Source organism: Proteus sp. STS61-E (assembly GCF_040932335.1).
GTDB lineage: Bacteria > Pseudomonadota > Gammaproteobacteria > Enterobacterales > Enterobacteriaceae > Proteus > Proteus mirabilis_B.
The window spans coordinates 153483-172644 of the sequence record NZ_JBFQGE010000005.1 but is presented as its reverse complement, the minus strand read 5'-3'; the positions used below and the strand labels follow the sequence as shown (position 1 = coordinate 172644).

General features: G+C 38.1%; 16 protein-coding genes. 5 read left to right on the top strand and 11 right to left on the bottom strand.

Annotation, left to right across the window (positions count from 1 at the left end; all coding sequences use genetic code 11):
- Positions 1 to 113: 113 nt before the first annotated feature.
- Positions 114 to 866 (bottom strand): DNA polymerase III subunit epsilon, encoded by a 753-nt coding sequence (gene dnaQ / locus AB4J89_RS13105; RefSeq protein ID WP_088493582.1) that lies wholly within the window; start codon positions 864 to 866, stop codon positions 114 to 116.
- Positions 867 to 931: 65 nt separating this feature from the next.
- Between dnaQ and rnhA the strand changes: the two genes are divergently transcribed.
- Positions 932 to 1420 (top strand): ribonuclease HI, encoded by a 489-nt coding sequence (gene rnhA, locus AB4J89_RS13100; protein ID WP_318620014.1) that lies wholly within the window; start codon positions 932 to 934, stop codon positions 1418 to 1420.
- Between the two features lie 4 nt (positions 1421 to 1424).
- On the opposite strand, the gene AB4J89_RS13095 is transcribed toward rnhA, so the two are convergent.
- The gene (locus tag AB4J89_RS13095) at positions 1425 to 2141 is read right to left on the bottom strand and encodes a methyltransferase domain-containing protein (protein WP_075673395.1); all 717 of its coding nucleotides are present in this window, start codon (positions 2139 to 2141) and stop codon (positions 1425 to 1427) included.
- A 38-nt stretch (positions 2142 to 2179) separates the two neighbouring features.
- On the opposite strand from AB4J89_RS13095, the gene gloB reads away from it, so the two are divergent.
- Together gloB and mltD are read left to right on the top strand one after the other, a co-directional pair.
- Positions 2180 to 2935 carry a hydroxyacylglutathione hydrolase gene (gene gloB / locus AB4J89_RS13090; protein ID WP_088493584.1) on the top strand — a complete coding sequence of 252 codons (756 nt, stop codon included), beginning with the start codon at positions 2180 to 2182 and terminating at the stop codon, positions 2933 to 2935.
- Between the two features lie 75 nt (positions 2936 to 3010).
- A complete protein-coding gene (gene mltD, locus AB4J89_RS13085) occupies positions 3011 to 4345 on the top strand; it encodes a murein transglycosylase D (RefSeq protein ID WP_368469540.1) in 1335 nt (444 codons plus the stop codon).
- 290 nt (positions 4346 to 4635) lie between these two features.
- Here mltD and AB4J89_RS13080 read toward each other — a convergent pair whose 3' ends face one another.
- From AB4J89_RS13080 to dgt, 7 genes are all read right to left on the bottom strand, one after another.
- Complete coding sequence (locus AB4J89_RS13080; RefSeq protein ID WP_088493586.1) at positions 4636 to 6018, bottom strand: DASS family sodium-coupled anion symporter; 1383 nt, start codon at positions 6016 to 6018, stop codon at positions 4636 to 4638.
- A gap of 321 nt (positions 6019 to 6339) precedes the next feature.
- Positions 6340 to 7641 (bottom strand): phosphopyruvate hydratase, encoded by a 1302-nt coding sequence (eno, locus tag AB4J89_RS13075; RefSeq protein WP_072070732.1) that lies wholly within the window; start codon positions 7639 to 7641, stop codon positions 6340 to 6342.
- Between the two features lie 62 nt (positions 7642 to 7703).
- Entirely contained in the window at positions 7704 to 9341 is a 1638-nt protein-coding gene (gene pyrG, locus AB4J89_RS13070) for a glutamine hydrolyzing CTP synthase (RefSeq protein ID WP_075673391.1), read from the bottom strand.
- 511 nt (positions 9342 to 9852) lie between these two features.
- Positions 9853 to 10650: a nucleoside triphosphate pyrophosphohydrolase gene (mazG, locus tag AB4J89_RS13065; protein ID WP_368469537.1), complete on the bottom strand. Its 798-nt coding sequence runs from the start codon at positions 10648 to 10650 to the stop codon at positions 9853 to 9855.
- A gap of 102 nt (positions 10651 to 10752) precedes the next feature.
- Positions 10753 to 12990, bottom strand: a complete 2238-nt coding sequence (gene relA, locus AB4J89_RS13060; RefSeq protein ID WP_088493589.1) for a GTP diphosphokinase — start codon at positions 12988 to 12990, stop codon at positions 10753 to 10755.
- Positions 12991 to 13045: 55 nt separating this feature from the next.
- A complete protein-coding gene (rlmD, locus tag AB4J89_RS13055) occupies positions 13046 to 14371 on the bottom strand; it encodes a 23S rRNA (uracil(1939)-C(5))-methyltransferase RlmD (RefSeq protein ID WP_368469535.1) in 1326 nt (441 codons plus the stop codon).
- A 389-nt stretch (positions 14372 to 14760) separates the two neighbouring features.
- Positions 14761 to 16269 (bottom strand): dGTPase, encoded by a 1509-nt coding sequence (gene dgt / locus AB4J89_RS13050; RefSeq protein ID WP_088493591.1) that lies wholly within the window; start codon positions 16267 to 16269, stop codon positions 14761 to 14763.
- 127 nt (positions 16270 to 16396) lie between these two features.
- Between dgt and mtnN the strand changes: the two genes are divergently transcribed.
- Both mtnN and btuF read left to right on the top strand, forming a co-directional pair.
- Positions 16397 to 17092, top strand: coding sequence for a 5'-methylthioadenosine/S-adenosylhomocysteine nucleosidase (gene mtnN / locus AB4J89_RS13045; protein ID WP_098941009.1), 696 nt, complete (start codon positions 16397 to 16399; stop codon positions 17090 to 17092).
- A gap of 104 nt (positions 17093 to 17196) precedes the next feature.
- On the top strand, positions 17197 to 18024 hold the full coding sequence (gene btuF, locus AB4J89_RS13040; protein ID WP_368469532.1) for a vitamin B12 ABC transporter substrate-binding protein BtuF: 828 nt from the start codon (positions 17197 to 17199) through the stop codon (positions 18022 to 18024).
- Between the two features lie 12 nt (positions 18025 to 18036).
- On the opposite strand, the gene AB4J89_RS13035 is transcribed toward btuF, so the two are convergent.
- Positions 18037 to 18228 (bottom strand): PAAR domain-containing protein, encoded by a 192-nt coding sequence (locus AB4J89_RS13035; RefSeq protein ID WP_368469530.1) that lies wholly within the window; start codon positions 18226 to 18228, stop codon positions 18037 to 18039.
- On the bottom strand, positions 18221 to 19147 hold the full coding sequence (locus AB4J89_RS13030) for a hypothetical protein (RefSeq protein WP_368469528.1): 927 nt from the start codon (positions 19145 to 19147) through the stop codon (positions 18221 to 18223). The genes AB4J89_RS13035 and AB4J89_RS13030 overlap by 8 nt, the downstream gene beginning before the upstream one ends.
- Between the last annotated feature and the right edge of the window lie 15 nt (positions 19148 to 19162).

The window sequence follows — 19162 nt, the reverse complement described above, 5'->3', positions numbered from 1 at the left end:
TCGGACGAGGTGAATATTACGAATCTCTTGCCTTGTCGTCAACTGTTTTTCTAACAAAAAGATGCATTTGGATAGTTTTTAATCTCAACTAACCATTTCTGCTTTTTTTATATTCAGACTGCCTCATCATTTGATGCCGGACGCCATAAACAATGTCCGCCTTTCTTTTCAACTAGGTCTAATCGAGACTCATGCTCGGCAAGTTCTTCTGCAGTTGCTCTTATTACTCTTAATCCTGAAACGGGGCGTTCAATACGCTGAATATCATTTTGCTCTTGTTCGTTACTTGATTCACCATCCATTGAAAATGCTAGTGCTGTTTGTCCACCGGTCATCGCCAAGTAAACATCAGAAAGTATTTCAGCATCCAATAACGCGCCGTGAAGAGTACGTTTAGAGTTATCTATTAAGTATCTATCACATAAGGCATCAAGGTTATTTCGTTTACCGGGGAATAATGCCCTCGCCATTGCAAGGCTATCGGTAATTTGGCAGAACGTTTCAGTAGGCGGAATATCCCGATTAAGCTTTCTAAACTCATAATCCATAAAGCCGATATCGAACGATGCGTTATGAATGATAAGCTCTGCGCCACGAATATATTCTAAAAATTCATCAGCGATATCAGCAAAAGAAGGACAATCCTCTAAAAACTCATCACTAATACCGTGAACTTCAAACGCTTCGGGATCAACTAATCTTTCAGGCTTAATATAAACATGGAAATTTCGCCCTGTTAATCGACGATTGATAACCTCTACGGCACCAATTTCAATGATATTATGACCTTCATAATGAACGCCCAGCTTATTCATACCGGTGGTTTCGGTATCAAGTACAATTTGTCGTGTGATTGGAGTGCTCATAATCCGTTTTTATGTCAGACTTAGGGTTAGTTTTTCGTATTAATCAAAAAGGATAAGTCGCCTTTATGCACAAGCAGGTAGAAATATTCACCGATGGTTCATGCTTAGGCAACCCAGGCCCCGGTGGTTATGGCGCTATTTTACGCTATCAACAACATGAAAAAACCCTGAGTGAAGGTTTTTTTATGACCACCAACAACCGAATGGAACTTCTTGCCGCTATCGTAGCATTAGAAACATTAAAATTCCCTTGTAAAATTACACTGACAACAGATAGCCAATATGTCAGGCAGGGTATTACGCAGTGGATCCATAGCTGGAAAAAGCGCCAGTGGCGTAAAGCAGACAAAAGCCCTGTGCTTAATGTCGATTTATGGAAACGCTTAGATAGTGCTATTACTCGTCATGAAATTGAATGGCATTGGGTAAAAGGCCATGCAGGTCATGATGAAAATGAACGTTGTGATGAATTAGCAAGAACGGCGGCTCAATCACCCACACAAGAAGACACTGGCTATATTGAAAGCCAGAAAGATAAAACAGCCAACGAGTAATGTTTTATGGCTCTGAGTGATTGCGTGTAGCCCCTAAAACTCGACCTTTTACACTCATGCGAGGCAATGCAAATTTCAACGCTGTGGGTGTTAAAGGAAGCGTTCTTTTGCGAGCGATAATTAAATTTAAACAGCCACCAGTGTGATAGCGGCTACCATCACGTTTTATTGGTCTTGAAAATGGCATAATCTGGAAGTTCTGTTGTGTCATCACTTCGTAATTTAGCACACTAAGCCAATCAATTTGGCGACGAAGTGAAAACATACGACTTGAATAAGGCTGTTTTTGTCGCAAAAGAGGCGTGCATTTGCCCAGTCCTAGTAAACTAATAGGGTTAAAGCTCGTTAATACTATCCAGCCATCATCAATTAAAACACGATCAGCTTCTCTTAATAGCCAATGGGGATCTGCACTATAATCAAGTACATGAGCCATAAGGCAAACATCAACCGATTTATTTTCAAAGGGTAGATAATCTAAAGACGCGATAACATCCGCATTTATTGCATTCGATGTCACATTGACTTGATGTGAAACGATACTTAATTTGGTATCCAGTTCGGCACTGAGTTGACCGAGTTTCAGCAAATGAAAGCCATACATTTTCGGCCACCAGTTTTGTAAACGCAGTTCAATCGCCATGCGATAATATTCTCCCCAAGGAATATCACGCCAAGAATCCGGCATTGTAATTGGTTTTACTGAACGCGCTGCTTTCATCGTTTAACCCTTTATATTTTATAAGTAAGGTAACTTATATGGAGCTTATCAGAATTCCTGCTTTATCCGATAACTACATTTGGCTATTAAGTAATGAAAATAGTGAATGTGTGATTGTAGATCCGTCACAAGCCAAACCTGTTATTGAAATGCTCTCACAACGCTCACTAACACCTATCGCGATTTTATTAACCCATCATCATGACGATCATGTTGGTGGTGTTGCTGAACTTGTAAAAAAATATCCTAACATCGACGTTTTTGGCCCACAAGAAACACAAAGTAAAGGGGCTGAAAATATTATTCATAATCAAGAGCGCATTATTGTTGGCTCTTTTACTTTTAATGTGATTGGCACACCAGGCCATACATTGGGTCATGTTGCTTATTATTGTGAGCCCTATTTATTTTGTGGAGATACACTTTTTTCTGGTGGTTGTGGTCGTTTATTCGAAGGCACAGCACAACAAATGTTCAGTTCATTACAAAGATTGAGTTCTTTACCTGATAACACATTAATTTGTTGTGCTCATGAATACACCCTATCAAATATGACCTTTGCACATCATATCATGCCAGAAAATGCACTTATTACCGATTATTTAGCCCAAGTTAGTGAAATGCGTAAAAATTTACAACCTACTGTGCCAATAACACTGAAAAACGAAAAGAACATTAATCTTTTTTTGAAATCTGACGATATTGATTTGCAAAGGATTTTAGGTATAACCACTAATACTTATGCTCCAATTAAGACATTTACAAAATTAAGAGAATTAAAAGACAACTTTTAATTCCTATTGGTTGTTTTATTTTGGCACACTAAGTATCATTTGGTTCAAAAAACACACAGGATGAATTTTTCTATTATGAAGACAAAAGCGATTTTGTTCTCCATATTGCTACTGGCAGGTTGCCAGCAATCGGAGAACATTAAACCTAATTTGTCTGCGATCACACCAATATCAACGAAAGGGACTTCAACTTCTCACCAACCTCAATATGATGTAAAAACCAATTTATGGGGTTATGTGGTAAGTGAATTGAAAATGGACCTCCCTGAAAATGAAAGGATCTCGCAGCAAGAATTATATTTTTTAAATAATCCCAAACATATACAGAGCGTTGCTGCTCGTGCTGAGCCTTATATGTATTCGATTATTGATGAAATTGAAAAACGTGAATTACCGATGGAGCTTGCACTTGTTCCTGTCGTTGAAAGTGCGTTCAATCCCCATGTTACCTCTTCTGCAAATGCAGCGGGTTTATGGCAATTTGTACCAATAACTGGTAATTACTATGGTTTGGCACAAAACCAATGGTATGACGGTCGTCGTGATGTCATGGCATCAACTAAAGCGGCACTTGATTTGCTAGAGCGCTTGTATGTAATGTTTGATAGCGATTGGGCACTTGCCCTTGCTGCTTATAACGCAGGTGAAGGCCGTGTTATGCAAGCAATAAAGGCAAATGAGAGTCAAAACTTACCAACAGATTATTGGTCGCTTTCTTTACCTAAAGAAACGATGAATTACGTACCGAAAATTCTTGCTTTAAGTAAGGTTATTCGTGAAAACGAAGAAAACATTACCTTTCCCAAAAGCAACTATCGCGATAAAGCATTAGCTTCATTTGATGTCGGTGAGCAAATCACGTTAAATAAAGTCGCTGAATTAAGTCAGTTACCTATTAATACCGTGAAAGACTATAATCCCGGCTATAAACGTGGAATAACTGCACCGAATGGCCCTCATGTCATTATGTTGCCTCGCAATAAGCTTGACCAATTCCGTAACGCTTTTGAAGATGAAGCTGTATTAGAAACTATTCGCTTGGCTGTTGCCAAAACGAATCAATCTATTAAGCAAGAAGGCATTTATAAGGTTCGTTCAGGGGATTCGTTTTACGCTATTGCTCGTCGCTATAATATGAGTATAAAAGACTTACAGCGTATTAATGGGTTAAATGCAAAGAGCACTTTGCTGGTTGGTCAGACATTAAAAATTCATAATGCAGGTAGTGTCAGTAGCACTACAACAACGAAACCAACAAAACCTTCACCAAGCTATTATAAAGTGCGCCAAGGTGATTCTTATTACAGTATTGCCCGTCGCCACGGCATTAACCTAAAGCAGTTAATGAGCTGGAACGCTGACATTAAAATGTTAAAACCGGGTACTCAATTAACACTGTATGTAAAATAGTCTTCTGTACTTTAGTTTCTTTAAAGCCATCAATATATTTAATACCTTAGAGGTGATAAATAGAGATGGCTTTTTTCTTTCTTCTCTATGGGTGATCCTTCCCAAGAAAACCGCATCTTTCCATTCTTTTAATTCTTTTCATTCTTCCCTTTATTCCTTTCCCTCTATTTGAGTTCGTATGATTACGACGCCCTCTATTACTCCAAATGATAGGCAATAAAAAAAGCGCCTGATATTTAACTATCAAGCGCTTCATTTTTATCTTTATTTGATTAATTTAGCGTACTAACTTATAGCCAGAAGAACCAAGCAAACAGAGAGATAACTAAGATACACACTAGGTTCAGTACACCACCGACACGTACCATCTCTGTCTGTTTAATATAACCAGAGCCAAAGACAATCGCATTTGGTGGGGTGGCAACAGGTAACATGAACGCACAAGATGCACCGATACCGATAATCATAGTTAACGCCATTACTGGCATACCTAATGCTTGTGCAACTGTTGCAAAGATTGGTACTAATAACGCCGCACTCGCTGTATTACTGGTAAATTCAGTTAATACGATGATGAAGGTTGTTACTGCAAGGATAATCACGAACCAGTGGCTTGCACCGAAGGTTTCTTTCATGAAATCTGCCATTACAAGGCTTGCACCAGAAGACTGTAAAATAGCGCTCAGTGTTAAACCACCACCGAACAGCATTAATACGCCCCACTCTGTGTTTTCTTGGATTTGGCTCCAACTTGCTACACCTGTTACACCGATAACAATCGCTGCACTGACTGCAATGACAGTATCTAAATCTTTTACACCACCAAAAGCACTGCTGATGAAAGAACTGAAGATCCAACATACTACGGTAACTAAGAAGATAATCATGGTGATAACACGTTTGTTATTCCACTCTAACACTTCTAATTTCAGGTCAAATTTATGTTTTAAGTTAGGGCGTAGCATCAGGTACATCACAATAAACATGATAGGCAATAACACCACCATGATTGGAATACCATACTTCATCCACGTGATGAAATCTAAGTTCAACTGAGCCGCTGCAATCGCATTTGGTGGGCTACCAACCAGCGTACCTAAACCACCGATACTTGCACTATAAGCAACACCTAATAATACGAATACAAAAGTATTGCGCTCTGAACGAATATCTAAGTTAGATAAAATACCTAACACTAAAGGTAACATCATTGCCGCTGTTGCTGTGTTACTGATCCACATTGAGAGTAATGCGGTAACACCAAATAACAGCAATACAGCAATTGAAAGTTTACCTTTTGCAATCATCAACAAGCGGTTAGCAATTAAGCGATCTAGCCCTTGAATATGAAGCGCTGTCGCTAATGCAAAGCCACCGAAGAATAAGAAAATGATGGGATTCGCAAATGACTTTAATGACTCATTGGTATTCATTAGCCCAAGTACAACGGCTAAAATAGGTATAAATAATGCTGTTATCGTAACGTGAATGGCTTCTGTCAGCCATAACACACCCACAAACACCATTAATGCTAAACCTGCATTGGCCTTTGGATCATAAGGTAAAAATTCTAGCAGAAGCAGTAATAACACCACATCAATAGCTAGAATGATTAACCCTCGTTTGTTTATCGGGCTCGACTTCGCCGATGGGGCTAAATTGGACGCGTCCATGATAATACTCCACATTAGCTGATATGAACATTAGGTTCACTAAGCCATAATTGTTAACGAAATAGGTTATATGTGAAATATAAAAACATTTCTCGTCATTGAAAATGCGCAAAACTAATAATTGGGATCTCATCCACGAGAATTAACCAATTTATTAATAAAAGAGTAATAATTGAACACTATTTCCTCTTACACATCACACTTTTTCAAAGATGTTAAGAATAAATATTCTGTTTTTTCTGAAAAAAAATTAAAAAAAAGAGGAGAACTTAAGGTTCTCCCCTTTCAAATTAATAAGATTTTTTAATCAAAGGTGCAAGATTATGCTTGGCCTTTAACTTCTTTCAGACCGTTGAAAGGTGCTTTGTTACCTAATGCTTCTTCGATACGGATCAGTTGGTTGTATTTAGCAACACGGTCAGAACGGCTCATAGAACCCGTTTTGATTTGACCTGCTGCTGTACCAACTGCTAAGTCAGCGATAGTTGCATCTTCAGTTTCACCAGAACGGTGAGAGATTACAGCTGTGTAGCCAGCATCTTTCGCCATTTTGATTGCTGCTAAAGTTTCTGTCAGTGAACCGATTTGGTTGAATTTGATCAGAATTGAGTTAGCGATGCCTTTGTCGATACCTTCTTTCAGGATCTTAGTGTTAGTTACAAACAGGTCGTCACCAACCAGTTGGATTTTGTCACCAAGAACTTTAGTTTGGTATGCGAAACCATCCCAGTCAGATTCGTTTAAACCATCTTCGATAGAAACGATTGGGTATTGTTTAGTCAGTTCTTCTAAGTAATGAGTGAACTCTTGTGAAGTGAAGGTTTTGCCTTCGCCTTTCAGTTCGTAGTTACCCGTTTCATTGTTGTAGAACTCAGAAGCTGCACAGTCCATAGCCAGAGTAACGTCTTTACCTAAAACGTAACCTGCTTTCTCAACTGCTTCTTTGATAGCAGCTAATGCAGCAGCGTTAGATTCTAAGTTTGGTGCATAACCACCTTCGTCACCAACTGCAGTGTTCATACCTTTTGCTTTCAGCACTTTTGCTAAGTGATGGAAGATTTCTGAACCCATACGCACAGCTTCTTTCAGAGAAGGCGCGCCAACTGGTTGGATCATGAATTCTTGGATATCAACGTTGTTATCTGCGTGCTCACCACCATTGATGATGTTCATCATTGGCAGAGGCATAGAATATTGACCGTGAGTACCGTTCAGATCAGAAATGTGCTCATACAAAGGCATACCTTTCGCAGCAGCTGCTGCTTTTGCGTTTGCTAAAGAAACCGCTAGGATTGCGTTTGCACCAAAGTTTGATTTGTTTTCAGTACCGTCTAAATCGATCATGATTTTATCGATGTTAGCTTGGTCTTTTGCATCCTGGCCAAGGATCGCTTTAGCGATTGGACCATTAACAGCTGAAACTGCTTTCAGAACACCTTTACCTAAGAAACGTGATTTATCACCATCACGTAATTCTAAAGCTTCGCGAGAACCTGTTGATGCGCCTGATGGAGCAGCCGCCATACCAACAAAACCACCTTCTAAGTGAACTTCTGCTTCAACTGTTGGGTTGCCACGAGAATCAATAATTTCACGACCAAGTACTTTAACGATTTTGGACATTCGGTTTTCCTCTGTACAAGTTAAATTTCCGAGAAGAGATACCCTATCTCTTCTCATATATCCTATTTCAGCAGGCCTTTTTGGTTATCAAAGGCTGCTTTCACAAAGCCTGCAAATAACGGATGGCCGTCACGCGGCGTTGAGGTAAACTCTGGGTGGAACTGACAAGCAACAAACCAAGGATGGTTTGGATTTTCAATAATTTCCACCAGTTTGTTATCTACTGAACGACCTGCAATACGTAAACCCGCATCTTCGATACGTTTTAATAGTAGATTATTTACTTCATAACGGTGACGATGGCGCTCTGTAATGGTGTTTTTGCCATACAGTGTACGAACTAAGCTATCACCACTTAAATGGCAAGGCTGAGCACCAAGGCGCATCGTGCCACCTAAATCACTTTCATCTGAACGCACTTCAATGTTGCCATTTTCATCGCGCCATTCAGTAATTAATGCGATAACTGGATATTTGCAATCTGGTGCAAATTCAGTGGAGTTTGCGCCTTCCATACCAACGACATTACGTGCAAACTCAATCATAGCAACCTGCATACCTAAGCAAATGCCTAAGTAAGGGATTTTATTTTCACGCGCATATTGAGCAGCCATAATCTTGCCCTCAACACCACGTTCACCAAAACCACCTGGTACTAAGATTGCGTCTAACCCTTTAAGCATTTCTACGCCACGGGTTTCAACGTCTTGTGAATCAATTAATTTGATATTTACAGTAACACGGCTTTTGAAACCACCATGTTTTAATGCTTCAATCACTGATTTATAGGCATCTGGTAATTCAACATATTTACCAACCATACCAATGGTGACTTCGCCTTCAGGATTAGCTTCTTCGTAAATAACTTGTTCCCACTCTGCAAGATTTGCAACTGGGCAATCTAAGCTGAATCGTTTACAGATATAATCATCTAATCCCTGTGATTTCAATAGTGCAGGGATTTTATAAATGGAATCGACATCTTTTAATGAAATAACCGCTTTCTCTGGCACATTACAGAACAGTGCAATTTTGGCACGTTCGTTTGCAGGAATAACGCGGTCTGAACGGCAAATCAACGCATCAGGCTGAATACCGATCGACAATAATTCTTTTACAGAATGCTGAGTTGGTTTGGTTTTCACTTCACCAGAAGCGGCTAAATAAGGCACCAATGTTAAATGCAGGTAGAATGTGTGCTCACGGCCCACTTCTGCAGCCATTTGGCGAATCGCTTCTAAGAATGGTAAAGATTCGATATCACCAACCGTCCCGCCGACTTCAACTAAAACGACATCATGGCCTTCACCGCCACGGATGATGCGTTCTTTGATTTCATTAGTGATATGAGGAATAACTTGAATTGTAGCCCCAAGATAGTCACCACGGCGCTCTTTGCGTAATACTTCAGAGTATACGCGACCTGTCGTGAAGTTATTACGACGAGTCATTTTCGTGCGAATGAAGCGCTCATAGTGTCCTAAGTCGAGATCAGTCTCAGCACCATCGTCAGTGACGAAGACTTCCCCGTGCTGAATTGGGCTCATAGTACCTGGATCGACGTTGATATACGGATCCAACTTCATCATGGTGACATTGAGTCCACGGGCTTCGAGTATAGCCGCCAGAGAGGCTGCGGCAATGCCTTTACCCAGAGAGGATACGACCCCGCCGGTCACAAAAATATAATTCGTTTTCATGCTGAACCTGAAAGTTTAGGTGTATTAGGATGATGGATATAACTGGACGGGAACACAGTATACCCGAACCTTATTTTCGCTACAAACATTCTTAGTAGTATAAAGTTCTTTTTCATCACGCCACTTATCCGTTTAAACACGAAAAAACAGTAAAAATTCAATAAACTAAACCCGTGAAAATATTTCTCAAGCATTTTAGCTTAATCCTTTCAGCTAAGATACCACTTTTAGAAAAGAGATGCTTTATTTTTTTCACGACATTAAGTGTAGCAGGTTTATAGCGAGATCTTTTGCTTATGATCATGCTTTTAATTTTTTTGAGGTTAATCACATTTTTAATGCAATAAAATGTAACTACAATATTTAAAATCACCTAAAAACAAAAAAACGAAATTACCTTTTATAATTTCGCTTTTTAAAAATTTTTATAAAAATAGCTGAAAAAACGAGATGTTACAGGCTATTTTTATCGCATTTTATGTCACGCTGGTGTTAATTTGCGAGTCACAATTCACTCAATCTGTTGTTTCTTTGCTTTCTGCCAACAGATCTCCATCTCTTCCAATGAAGCATTTTCTATGCCTATGCCATCTTCCGAGAGTGTTTTTTCAACAAAGCGAAAGCGTTGTTCAAATTTACGGCATGCTCGATTTAATGCTTGTTCTGGTTTTTGTTTTAAATGCCGAGATAAATTTACAACTGAAAATAGTAAATCACCCAATTCATCTTCAATTTTAGACGCATCTTGAGGTGCTTTTTTCACCTCAGCCATCACTTCATCAATTTCCTCAAACACTTTACCTAAAACAGGTTCAAGTTCATTCCAATCAAATCCGACAGAAGCACATCGTTTCTGAATTTTTTCTGCTTTCATCAAAGCGGGTAATGTGGCGGGAATATCATCTAATAATGAAAATTGTGCTTTTGCCTCACGCTCTTGCGCTTTAAGTTTTTCCCAGCGATGTTTTTCTGTTGATAAATTGTTTTCGCTTTCAGAGGCAAAAATATGAGGATGACGACGTTCTAGCTTATTACTAATGGCGTCACAAACATCATTAAAATCAAATAACTTTTGCTCTTGCGCCATGCGTGAATAAAAAACAACTTGATAAAGTAAGTCGCCTAACTCTTCTTTTAAATCAGTAAAATCTTTACGAGTAATAGCATCTAACACCTCATACGTTTCTTCTAATGTATAAGGTGCAATAGTGTCAAAAGTCTGCACTTTATCCCATTCACATCCAGTATTAGGATCACGTAACTGCGCCATAATTTCTAATAAACGAAAGATTTCACGATTTTCTGACATCATATTGCCTTTTAAATAAGAGTGAGCTTTATCCTGTTTAACACATTTTTAGATAAAAAAATGCCGAGAACAGTTGTCTCGGCATCTTATCATTTTAATGTTTTAGTGAGAAAAGCGTTTCGCCTCTATCACATCAGGCAACTGATTAAGTTTTGCCAAAATACGACCTAATACTTGGAGATTATAAATCTCAATATTCATGTCGATTGTTGCAATTTGTTGCTTCACATCACTACGGCTGCTGACACCTAGCACATTGACTTTTTCATTCGCTAAAATAGTGGTGATATCACGTAATAATCCACTACGATCATTGGCAACAACGCGAACGACTAATGAATAACCGCTAGAATAATTCTCTCCCCATACCGCATCAACAATACGTTCTGGTGCATGAGAAAGCAGTTCAGCAAGTTGCTCACAGTCTGCTCGGTGAATCGAAATACCACGACCTTTAGTAATAAAGCCGACAATATTGTCACCCGGAATAGGTTGGCAACAACGTGCGATATGATGCATTAAGTTACCCACACCTTCGACAACAATGCTTCCACCTGATCCTGTGGCTCTAGGTGCTGGCGTTTTGTTTTCAAGTGTCCGCAGAGCTTCTTTATCTTCATCTTCCGCAGTGGCTTTATTTAATTTACTTTGAATAAAGTTCACTAACTGGTTAATTCTGATATCACCGACACCAATACCAGCTAATACTTCATCAACACTATGCACGTTATAACGCGCAATCAGCAGTTTTTCTGCTTCTTTCATGTTGATATCCATATGCGCCAATTCATTATCTAAAATCTGGCGTCCAGCAAGAATATTTTTATCGCGATCTTGCTTACGGAACCAATTATGAATTTTCGCACGCCCACGACTTGTGGTGACATAGCCTAAGTTAGGATTTAACCAATCACGACTTGGATTAGGGTGTTTTTGCGTGATAACTTCAATTTGATCGCCCATCTGTAATTGATAGCTAAACGGTACAATACGCCCGCCAATTTTCGCCCCAATACAGCGATGTCCCACATCACTATGAATATGATAAGCAAAATCAAGAGGTGTTGATCCCGCAGGTAAATCAACTACATCACCTTTTGGTGTAAAGACATAAACTCTATCATCAAAGACTTGGCTACGGACTTCATCCAGCATTTCGCCAGAATCTGCCATCTCCTCTTGCCATGCAATCAGTTTACGTAACCATGCAATACGGTTTTCATAACTGCCTGTACCGCCTTTCGTTGCAGCGCCAGTTGCACCTTCTTTATATTTCCAGTGCGCAGCCACACCCAATTCGGCATCTTCATGCATTTGGCGAGTACGAATTTGAATCTCAACTGTTTTGCCTTCAGGCCCTAACACAACAGTATGAATAGATTGATAGCCATTAGGTTTTGGATTTGCGACATAATCATCGAATTCATCAGGTAGATGACGGAAATGCGTATGCACAATCCCTAATGCCGCATAGCAATCTTGAAGCCGTTCCACGACGATACGTACCGCTCTCACATCAAATAACTCATCGAATGCGAGATTCTTTTTCTTCATTTTGCGCCAAATACTATAGATGTGTTTGGGACGTCCATAGATATCTACATCGACATTCTCTTCTTTCATATAACCACGTACTGTACTGACAAAATTATCAATGTACTGTTCGCGATCGATACGACGCTCATGAAGTAAACTTGCTATTTTTTTGTATTCATCAGGATGAAGATAGCGGAAACAAAAATCTTCTAATTCCCATTTTAATTGACCAATACCCAATCGGTTGGCTAATGGTGCATAAATATTAAAACACTCTTTAGCAGCCAGTACGCGCTCATCTTCTGTGGCATCTTTCACTTCACGTAAATGGGCAATACGTTCTGAAAGTTTAATGACCACACAACGGAAATCTTCCACCATAGATAACAGCATACGGCGCACGTTATCTACCTGAACCGAACTTGTTTCATTAGTGTGTGTCGCTTTTAATTGGCGTATGGCATCCATCTCCATAACACCACGCACTAAGCTCCAAATAGCATCACCAAAGTGTTCAGTAATAATTTCCTGATCAATAAGATTTTCTTCAGCAAGTGGGAAAAGAAGCGCTGCCCTCATGCTGTCTTTATCCATGCTTAGTGTCGAAAGAAGTTCAACCATTTCAACACCACGCCACAATAACAGTTCGGCATCTTCACGCCCTTGAACAGTACGATGGCAGTATTCCCAGGTTTGCATGATTTCACTACCCGCATTGACATGGGTTAAGTTCAAGCTATTGACCCATTTATCAACAGCAAACTCTCCTGCAGGTGTTAAGTGAGCACTTCTTACTGCAACCATATTCTCTCCCTACACGGTATAAATCTTATTTGCGACTTATTTACTGGCTAACTGTTTATTTTCGACTAAACAGCGCCATTGATTCCAGATGACCCGTTTGTGGAAACATATCCAACATTTTTAAACCGGTTAGCTGATATCCAGAATCTAATAATATCTTACTATCTCTGGCTAACGTGGTCGGATTACAGGAGACATACACGATTTTTTCTGCGGATAACTTCACAATATGTGACATTACCTCCAAAGCGCCTGCTCTTGCGGGATCTAACAACACTTTGTTAAACCCTTCTTTCGACCACGACATCGCAGAAAAATCAGCCGATAAATCTGCATGCCAAAAATGCGCATTACCTAGTTGGTTTAGTTCTGCATTCTTTTTCGCCATTTCAACTAGCGCAGGTACACCTTCGATACCCACTACTTCACTGACATGTTTTGCGATAGGTAAAGTGAAGTTACCCATACCACAAAACAGATCTAACACGCGATCTTCTGGCGATAAATCAAGCCATTCAATAGCTTGAGCAACCATCTTAGGATTTATTTCATCGTTTACTTGAATAAAATCAGTAGGTGCAAAACGTAAATTTAGACCTTCTATTTGATAGAAGGGTTCCTTCTCAATTGAAGTTAATCGTGCTATCTCGCTATTATCACCTGCAAGATACATCGTAACTTGATGAGTTTGAGAGAAATCACGCAAACTCTGTTTATCACTCTCTGACAATAGTGATAAATGACGTAAAATCACCAACGGCCCATTATCAGCGAGCACCATTTCAACATGCCCTAAATCACGTACTGATGTTAATTGTTTAAGACATGTCCAAAGAGGAGACAATAAATCATTTAACTGAGGTTTTAATACTGGGCATTTTTTTATCATGACCAAATCATTAGAGCGTTCTTGGCGAAATCCCATTACCAACCCCTTTTCAGGCTGATAACGCAAACCCAATCTTGCTCTACGACGATAACCATATTCAGCCCCAGCAATAACAGGCTCCGCTGAAATTACCACACCCGTTTCACGTTTAATAAGATGTGATAACACACTTGCTTTTGTTGTACGTTGTAGCGCAATCGGCACATGTTGCTGCTGACAACCACCACAACGCTCATAATATTCACAATGAGGCGTTATACGCTGTCCACTGGTAGTTAAACGCTTAATAACCTCGCCTTTAGCAAACTGGCGCTTTTCTTCTGTTAAACGAATACGAGCAGTTTCTTGTGGGAGTAATCCTTTTACAAAAATCGTTTTGCCCTCAGCATGAGCAATACCTTGACCATTTGCATCCAATGCACTGGCGGTCACTTCCAGAGTTGTCGCCTGTTTTTTCACAGAGCGTTTTTTAGGGGAATAAAACTGCACCATAGTATTAAATTAAGTATCAATGACGGATTAACAGTGAAATGACATCGTTTTAGAATACGCTGTATGTTTTTCAGCGTTACATGAATGACTATGCATTTCAGAAGAAAACATGGGGAGAGTATAACATCGAACAAGTTATTTACTTAACTGATATAAGCAATATTTTTGTTAAATTGAGAAAACTTTTAATGATAACAACCTAAGACACTCGTTTTATGGATTTTATATTGTTCTATAACTAACAAATATTATATATAACTTTTATATTGAATATATTTACAATTAATAACATCTATTTTCTGTTATTTTAATAAATCTTTATTATCTCTAAGAAAAGTCTAAAAATTATCACCAATCAATTAGATAGCATTTTTCTTAATGATTACAAATTAATCACAAACCATTAATTTTCTATATTCTTCATAAGCATAATGATCAGTCATTCCACTGATATAATCTTGAATTAATCTGGTACGATAATAAAACTCTAAAATTTTTCCTCTTTCAGTATTTATATCATTTAGCTTTTCTAACATTTCGTTATAAGCCAGTTTATGTTTAACAGAAAGCTTATGATATAAACGCGTCTCAATGACATATTTAGGATGTTCGTTATATTTATGCAATTTTAAAAAATCTTCAGTTGATAATAAAAGCAAGGGCTTATAGATATCGAGTAATCCACTGATCACGCGATACCCTTTCATTTCAAGCTCTTCAACTTCAGGATGGCTAAACACCCATTTTTTAGCGACACTTTTTAAGGTTGTTAATAAGCGATGCTCAGCACTATTCCCTTCCAATAATGCATGGTTAAAACTTCCTTCATAAACTTGAGGAAGATTTTTTATAAATCGATGTGCCGTATAAGGGACTAATTTCCCTGTAATATAAACTCGTAAATACATAAAGAATTGATCTTGCATACTGCGTTTGGCTTCATTTTGATCGACTTTTTTATAAGCACGATTCACAGTAATATCGAATAAATCACCTTCGGTCACATCACCATTTTCACGCCACGCATCTCGTAAAAGCTGAACAAGGCGGTTGATATCAAAAATCCCCTTTTCTACTGCATCATCTAAATCTGCAATGCAATACGAAATGTCGTCAGCAGCTTCCATAATATATGTGAGAGGAAAGCGACAGAACTCACCCATATTTAGTTTTTCTTGTACTTCTTTTACGAATGCTAATTCAGACCAGTAATATCCCGGTTTCTTCATTAAATAGCTATATTCTTTAGGGACTTCACCTTGCCAATAAGCGGGACGGGTATATTTTAATACACAGCCAATTTGAGCATAGGTTAAATTCAATTTAAGAAGATGATGCGCCATTCGAATAGCTTGAGCATTACCCTCAAATTGACATAAATCTTGGCGTAAAGTTTGTCGCAATTCATTTAATTGCACTTTAGCTGAATACTGCATAGGGATAAACGGACAACTATCAAATTCAGCTGTCGCCTCTGGTGATAATACTTTTTGAAACCAATGTTTAATCGCAGCCTCACCAAAATGACCAAAAGGAGGATTACCAATATCGTGCATTAAGCACGCCATCTCAATTAAACTTTCAAGGCTATCGATGCGATCAATTAAGCCATACACTTCAAGCTTATTTTGTTTTTTTAATTCACCGATAATTTGTTTAGCGATATAACGACCAATTTGCTGAACTTCAAGAGAATGAGTAAGACGGCTACGTACTGCGGAATTTTGCTCTAAAGGAAAGACTTGTGTTTTCTGTTGTAAACGCCGAATAGCTGCTGAGTTAATAATACGGCCACGATCACTTTCAAATTGACGAGAAACCTGTATTTCATCGTTAATATCGATATCACTGCTGTTATATTTGCGTTGATAATTTAACTTCAGCTTAAAATCGATCATTTCTGTCCTCTTTCTGGTTTCGATGAAACGAATTCTCTATTCTTTGTGTTATATCGTGTTTTTCCGATAGATGTTAAACTCTATTTAAATTTCTATTTATTATTAACCTACAAGTGAGTATGACACAATGAGAGTTGGCGTAATAGGTGCAATGGAGCAAGAAGTCACACTTCTGCGTGAGAAAATTGAAGATTGCCAAATCTTATCTCGTGGCGGTTGTGAAATTTATACAGGCACAATCAACGGTGTTGATGTTGCATTATTAAAATCAGGTATTGGTAAAGTTGCGGCTGCGATTGGCACAACTTTATTGCTTGAGCATTTTCGCCCTGATGTCGTCATCAATACTGGCTCAGCGGGTGGTTTAGATTCGAGATTAAATGTCGGTGATATTGTTGTTTCAACAGAAGTTCGCTATCACGATGCAGATGTGACTGCGTTTGGTTATGAACCAGGTCAAATGGCACAATGCCCTCCTGCTTTTATTGCAGATCCTAAACTTATTAGCATCGCAGAAGAGTGTATTGAATCGCTAAAATTAAATGCTGTTCGTGGTTTAATTTGTAGTGGTGATGCATTTATTAATGGTGCAGAACCTTTAGCGCGTATTCGTCGCACATTCCCAGATGTTGCTGCCGTAGAAATGGAATCCACCGCGATTGGTCATGTTTGCCATCAATTCAACACACCATTTGTTGTGGTTCGTGCTATTTCTGATGTGGCTGATAAAGAATCGCATTTAAGCTTTGATGAGTTTTTATCTGTTGCTGCAGAACAATCGAGCTTAATGGTGACAGCGATGTTGGATAAATTAAAAGACTAATTAAGTCGAGATGATCCTAATATCGTTTTATCAATACCCCACCTTTATTTTTTGTTTATTCTAAGATAAAAAATAGGTGGGTATTTTTTATTATCGGAAAAGTAATGCGTTTATTTATCAATCTTGGATTATTACTCTGTTCATTATTTTGGCTAAGCTTTGCCATTGCTATCACACCTGCTGATCGTGTTATTACGTTATCGCCATCAGCCACTGAAATGGCTTACGCCGCAGGTATGGGGGATAATATTGTCGGAGTTAGTGCTTACTCCGATTATCCAGAGGCTGCCAAAAGTATTGAACAAGTCGCTAATTGGCAGGGTATTAATATCGAACGCATTCTATTATTAAAACCTAATTTAGTGATTGCATGGCAAGGCGGTAATCCACAACGCCCATTAGATCAGTTAAAAGCTTTGGGTATTCCTATCATTTATTCTGATCCACAAAGTATTGAAGAAATCGCAGACGATCTCGTTACTCTTTCCAGTTATAGCCATCATTCTGATATTGCAATAAAAAATGCCCAACAATTGCGTCAACAATATCAAGTGTTACAACAGCAATATGCATCAACTATATCGAATCACTCCAAGAAAAAAGTATTTATTCAATTTGGGATGCAGCCGTTATTTACTACATCAAACAGCACATTACAAAGCCATATCACTGAACTTTGTGGCGGTGAAAATATTTTCGCTAATAGCCCTGTGGCGTGGCCTCAAGTAAGTCGTGAGCAAGTACTTACAAAGCAACCTGATTTAATTATATTCAGTGGTAAAGCAGATCAAATACCTACAGTACGAGCATTTTGGCAACCTCAGCTTACTGTACCGATTATTGCTATTGATGAAGACAGTTTTAGCCGACCTGCACCGCGTATTATTAATGCAACACAGCAAATTTGTGAAGCAATAGCAACGAACCATTAGCAAAATAATTAATTACTCAATAGCCACTAATACACAACCCTTTAAACAACCACATTGCACTTTATGCCCTTCTAATGCGACGGGAATTAAACAGGCAATTTCATGTATTTGCTTTGCTAATAAAGAACCGCTTAATACGGTTCCTTTAGTATTGGTAGTATCATTTTTTAAAATGATTTTTCGTCCTTGAATTGTGCTACGCATGTTTGACTTTCTTTTTATCAATTTCGGCTAAAATACAACTTATTTGTTGCTCAAAATCAGTAGGGAGTGGGTTTTTATTAAACCAAACAAGCGGTTTTCTTCGACTATAATTAGTCTGGCTAATTGCATCTCGACCTTCTTTCATAAACGTATTAATAAAAGTCACAAAATGCTTATTTTCAGCTGTTCGACTCACTAAAAGACCTGTTGAGTATGAAATATTGGGTTTAAAATAGCCTTCTATTAATTTTCCTGTTTTTTTATCAAGACAATAAAGTTTTAAGAACATTAATGTACCCGCATAACCAAATTCAGCATCACAATAACGTGTCACTAATAACTGTCTGGAATTCCAAACATAAAGAATTTGCCGTTTTCTATCTACTTTTAATACCACCCAAGGCATATAAAAAATAATCAGCCCCATTAGTATCATTCCAATTAGTGGCATAGAAAATAATGCGATATCTTGATAGATGGCATTTTTAGTTCCTTGATAAAAATCACCAGAATAATACGCTTTTAGGTAATCCCAATAAGTAACTTTTTGGTTAAAATATGGCTTGTATTTATTAAATACAATTACCCAATCTTCACTTAATTCCAAGTTATTCTTATTATATTTATTCTCAACCAAAATAACATCATCAATAAACCCCCTCTTCCCATAATAAATTTTTTCATATTTATCATGTAATAAATAAATAAAACTAAAAAAAAGCACAATAAAAATAGGCACAGCTATATTATTGATAATATTTCTATTAGGAGAATCAACTTCACATTCATCTTCTGTTAATTTATTTAAAAAATCAAAGTCTTTTAACTTAATATTGGAATTATAATTATCATTATCTCTCTTAAAAAAATTCATTTCTATTTTATGAGGATTATTTGTACCACTAAATAAACTTGCCATTATCTTTCCATAAAA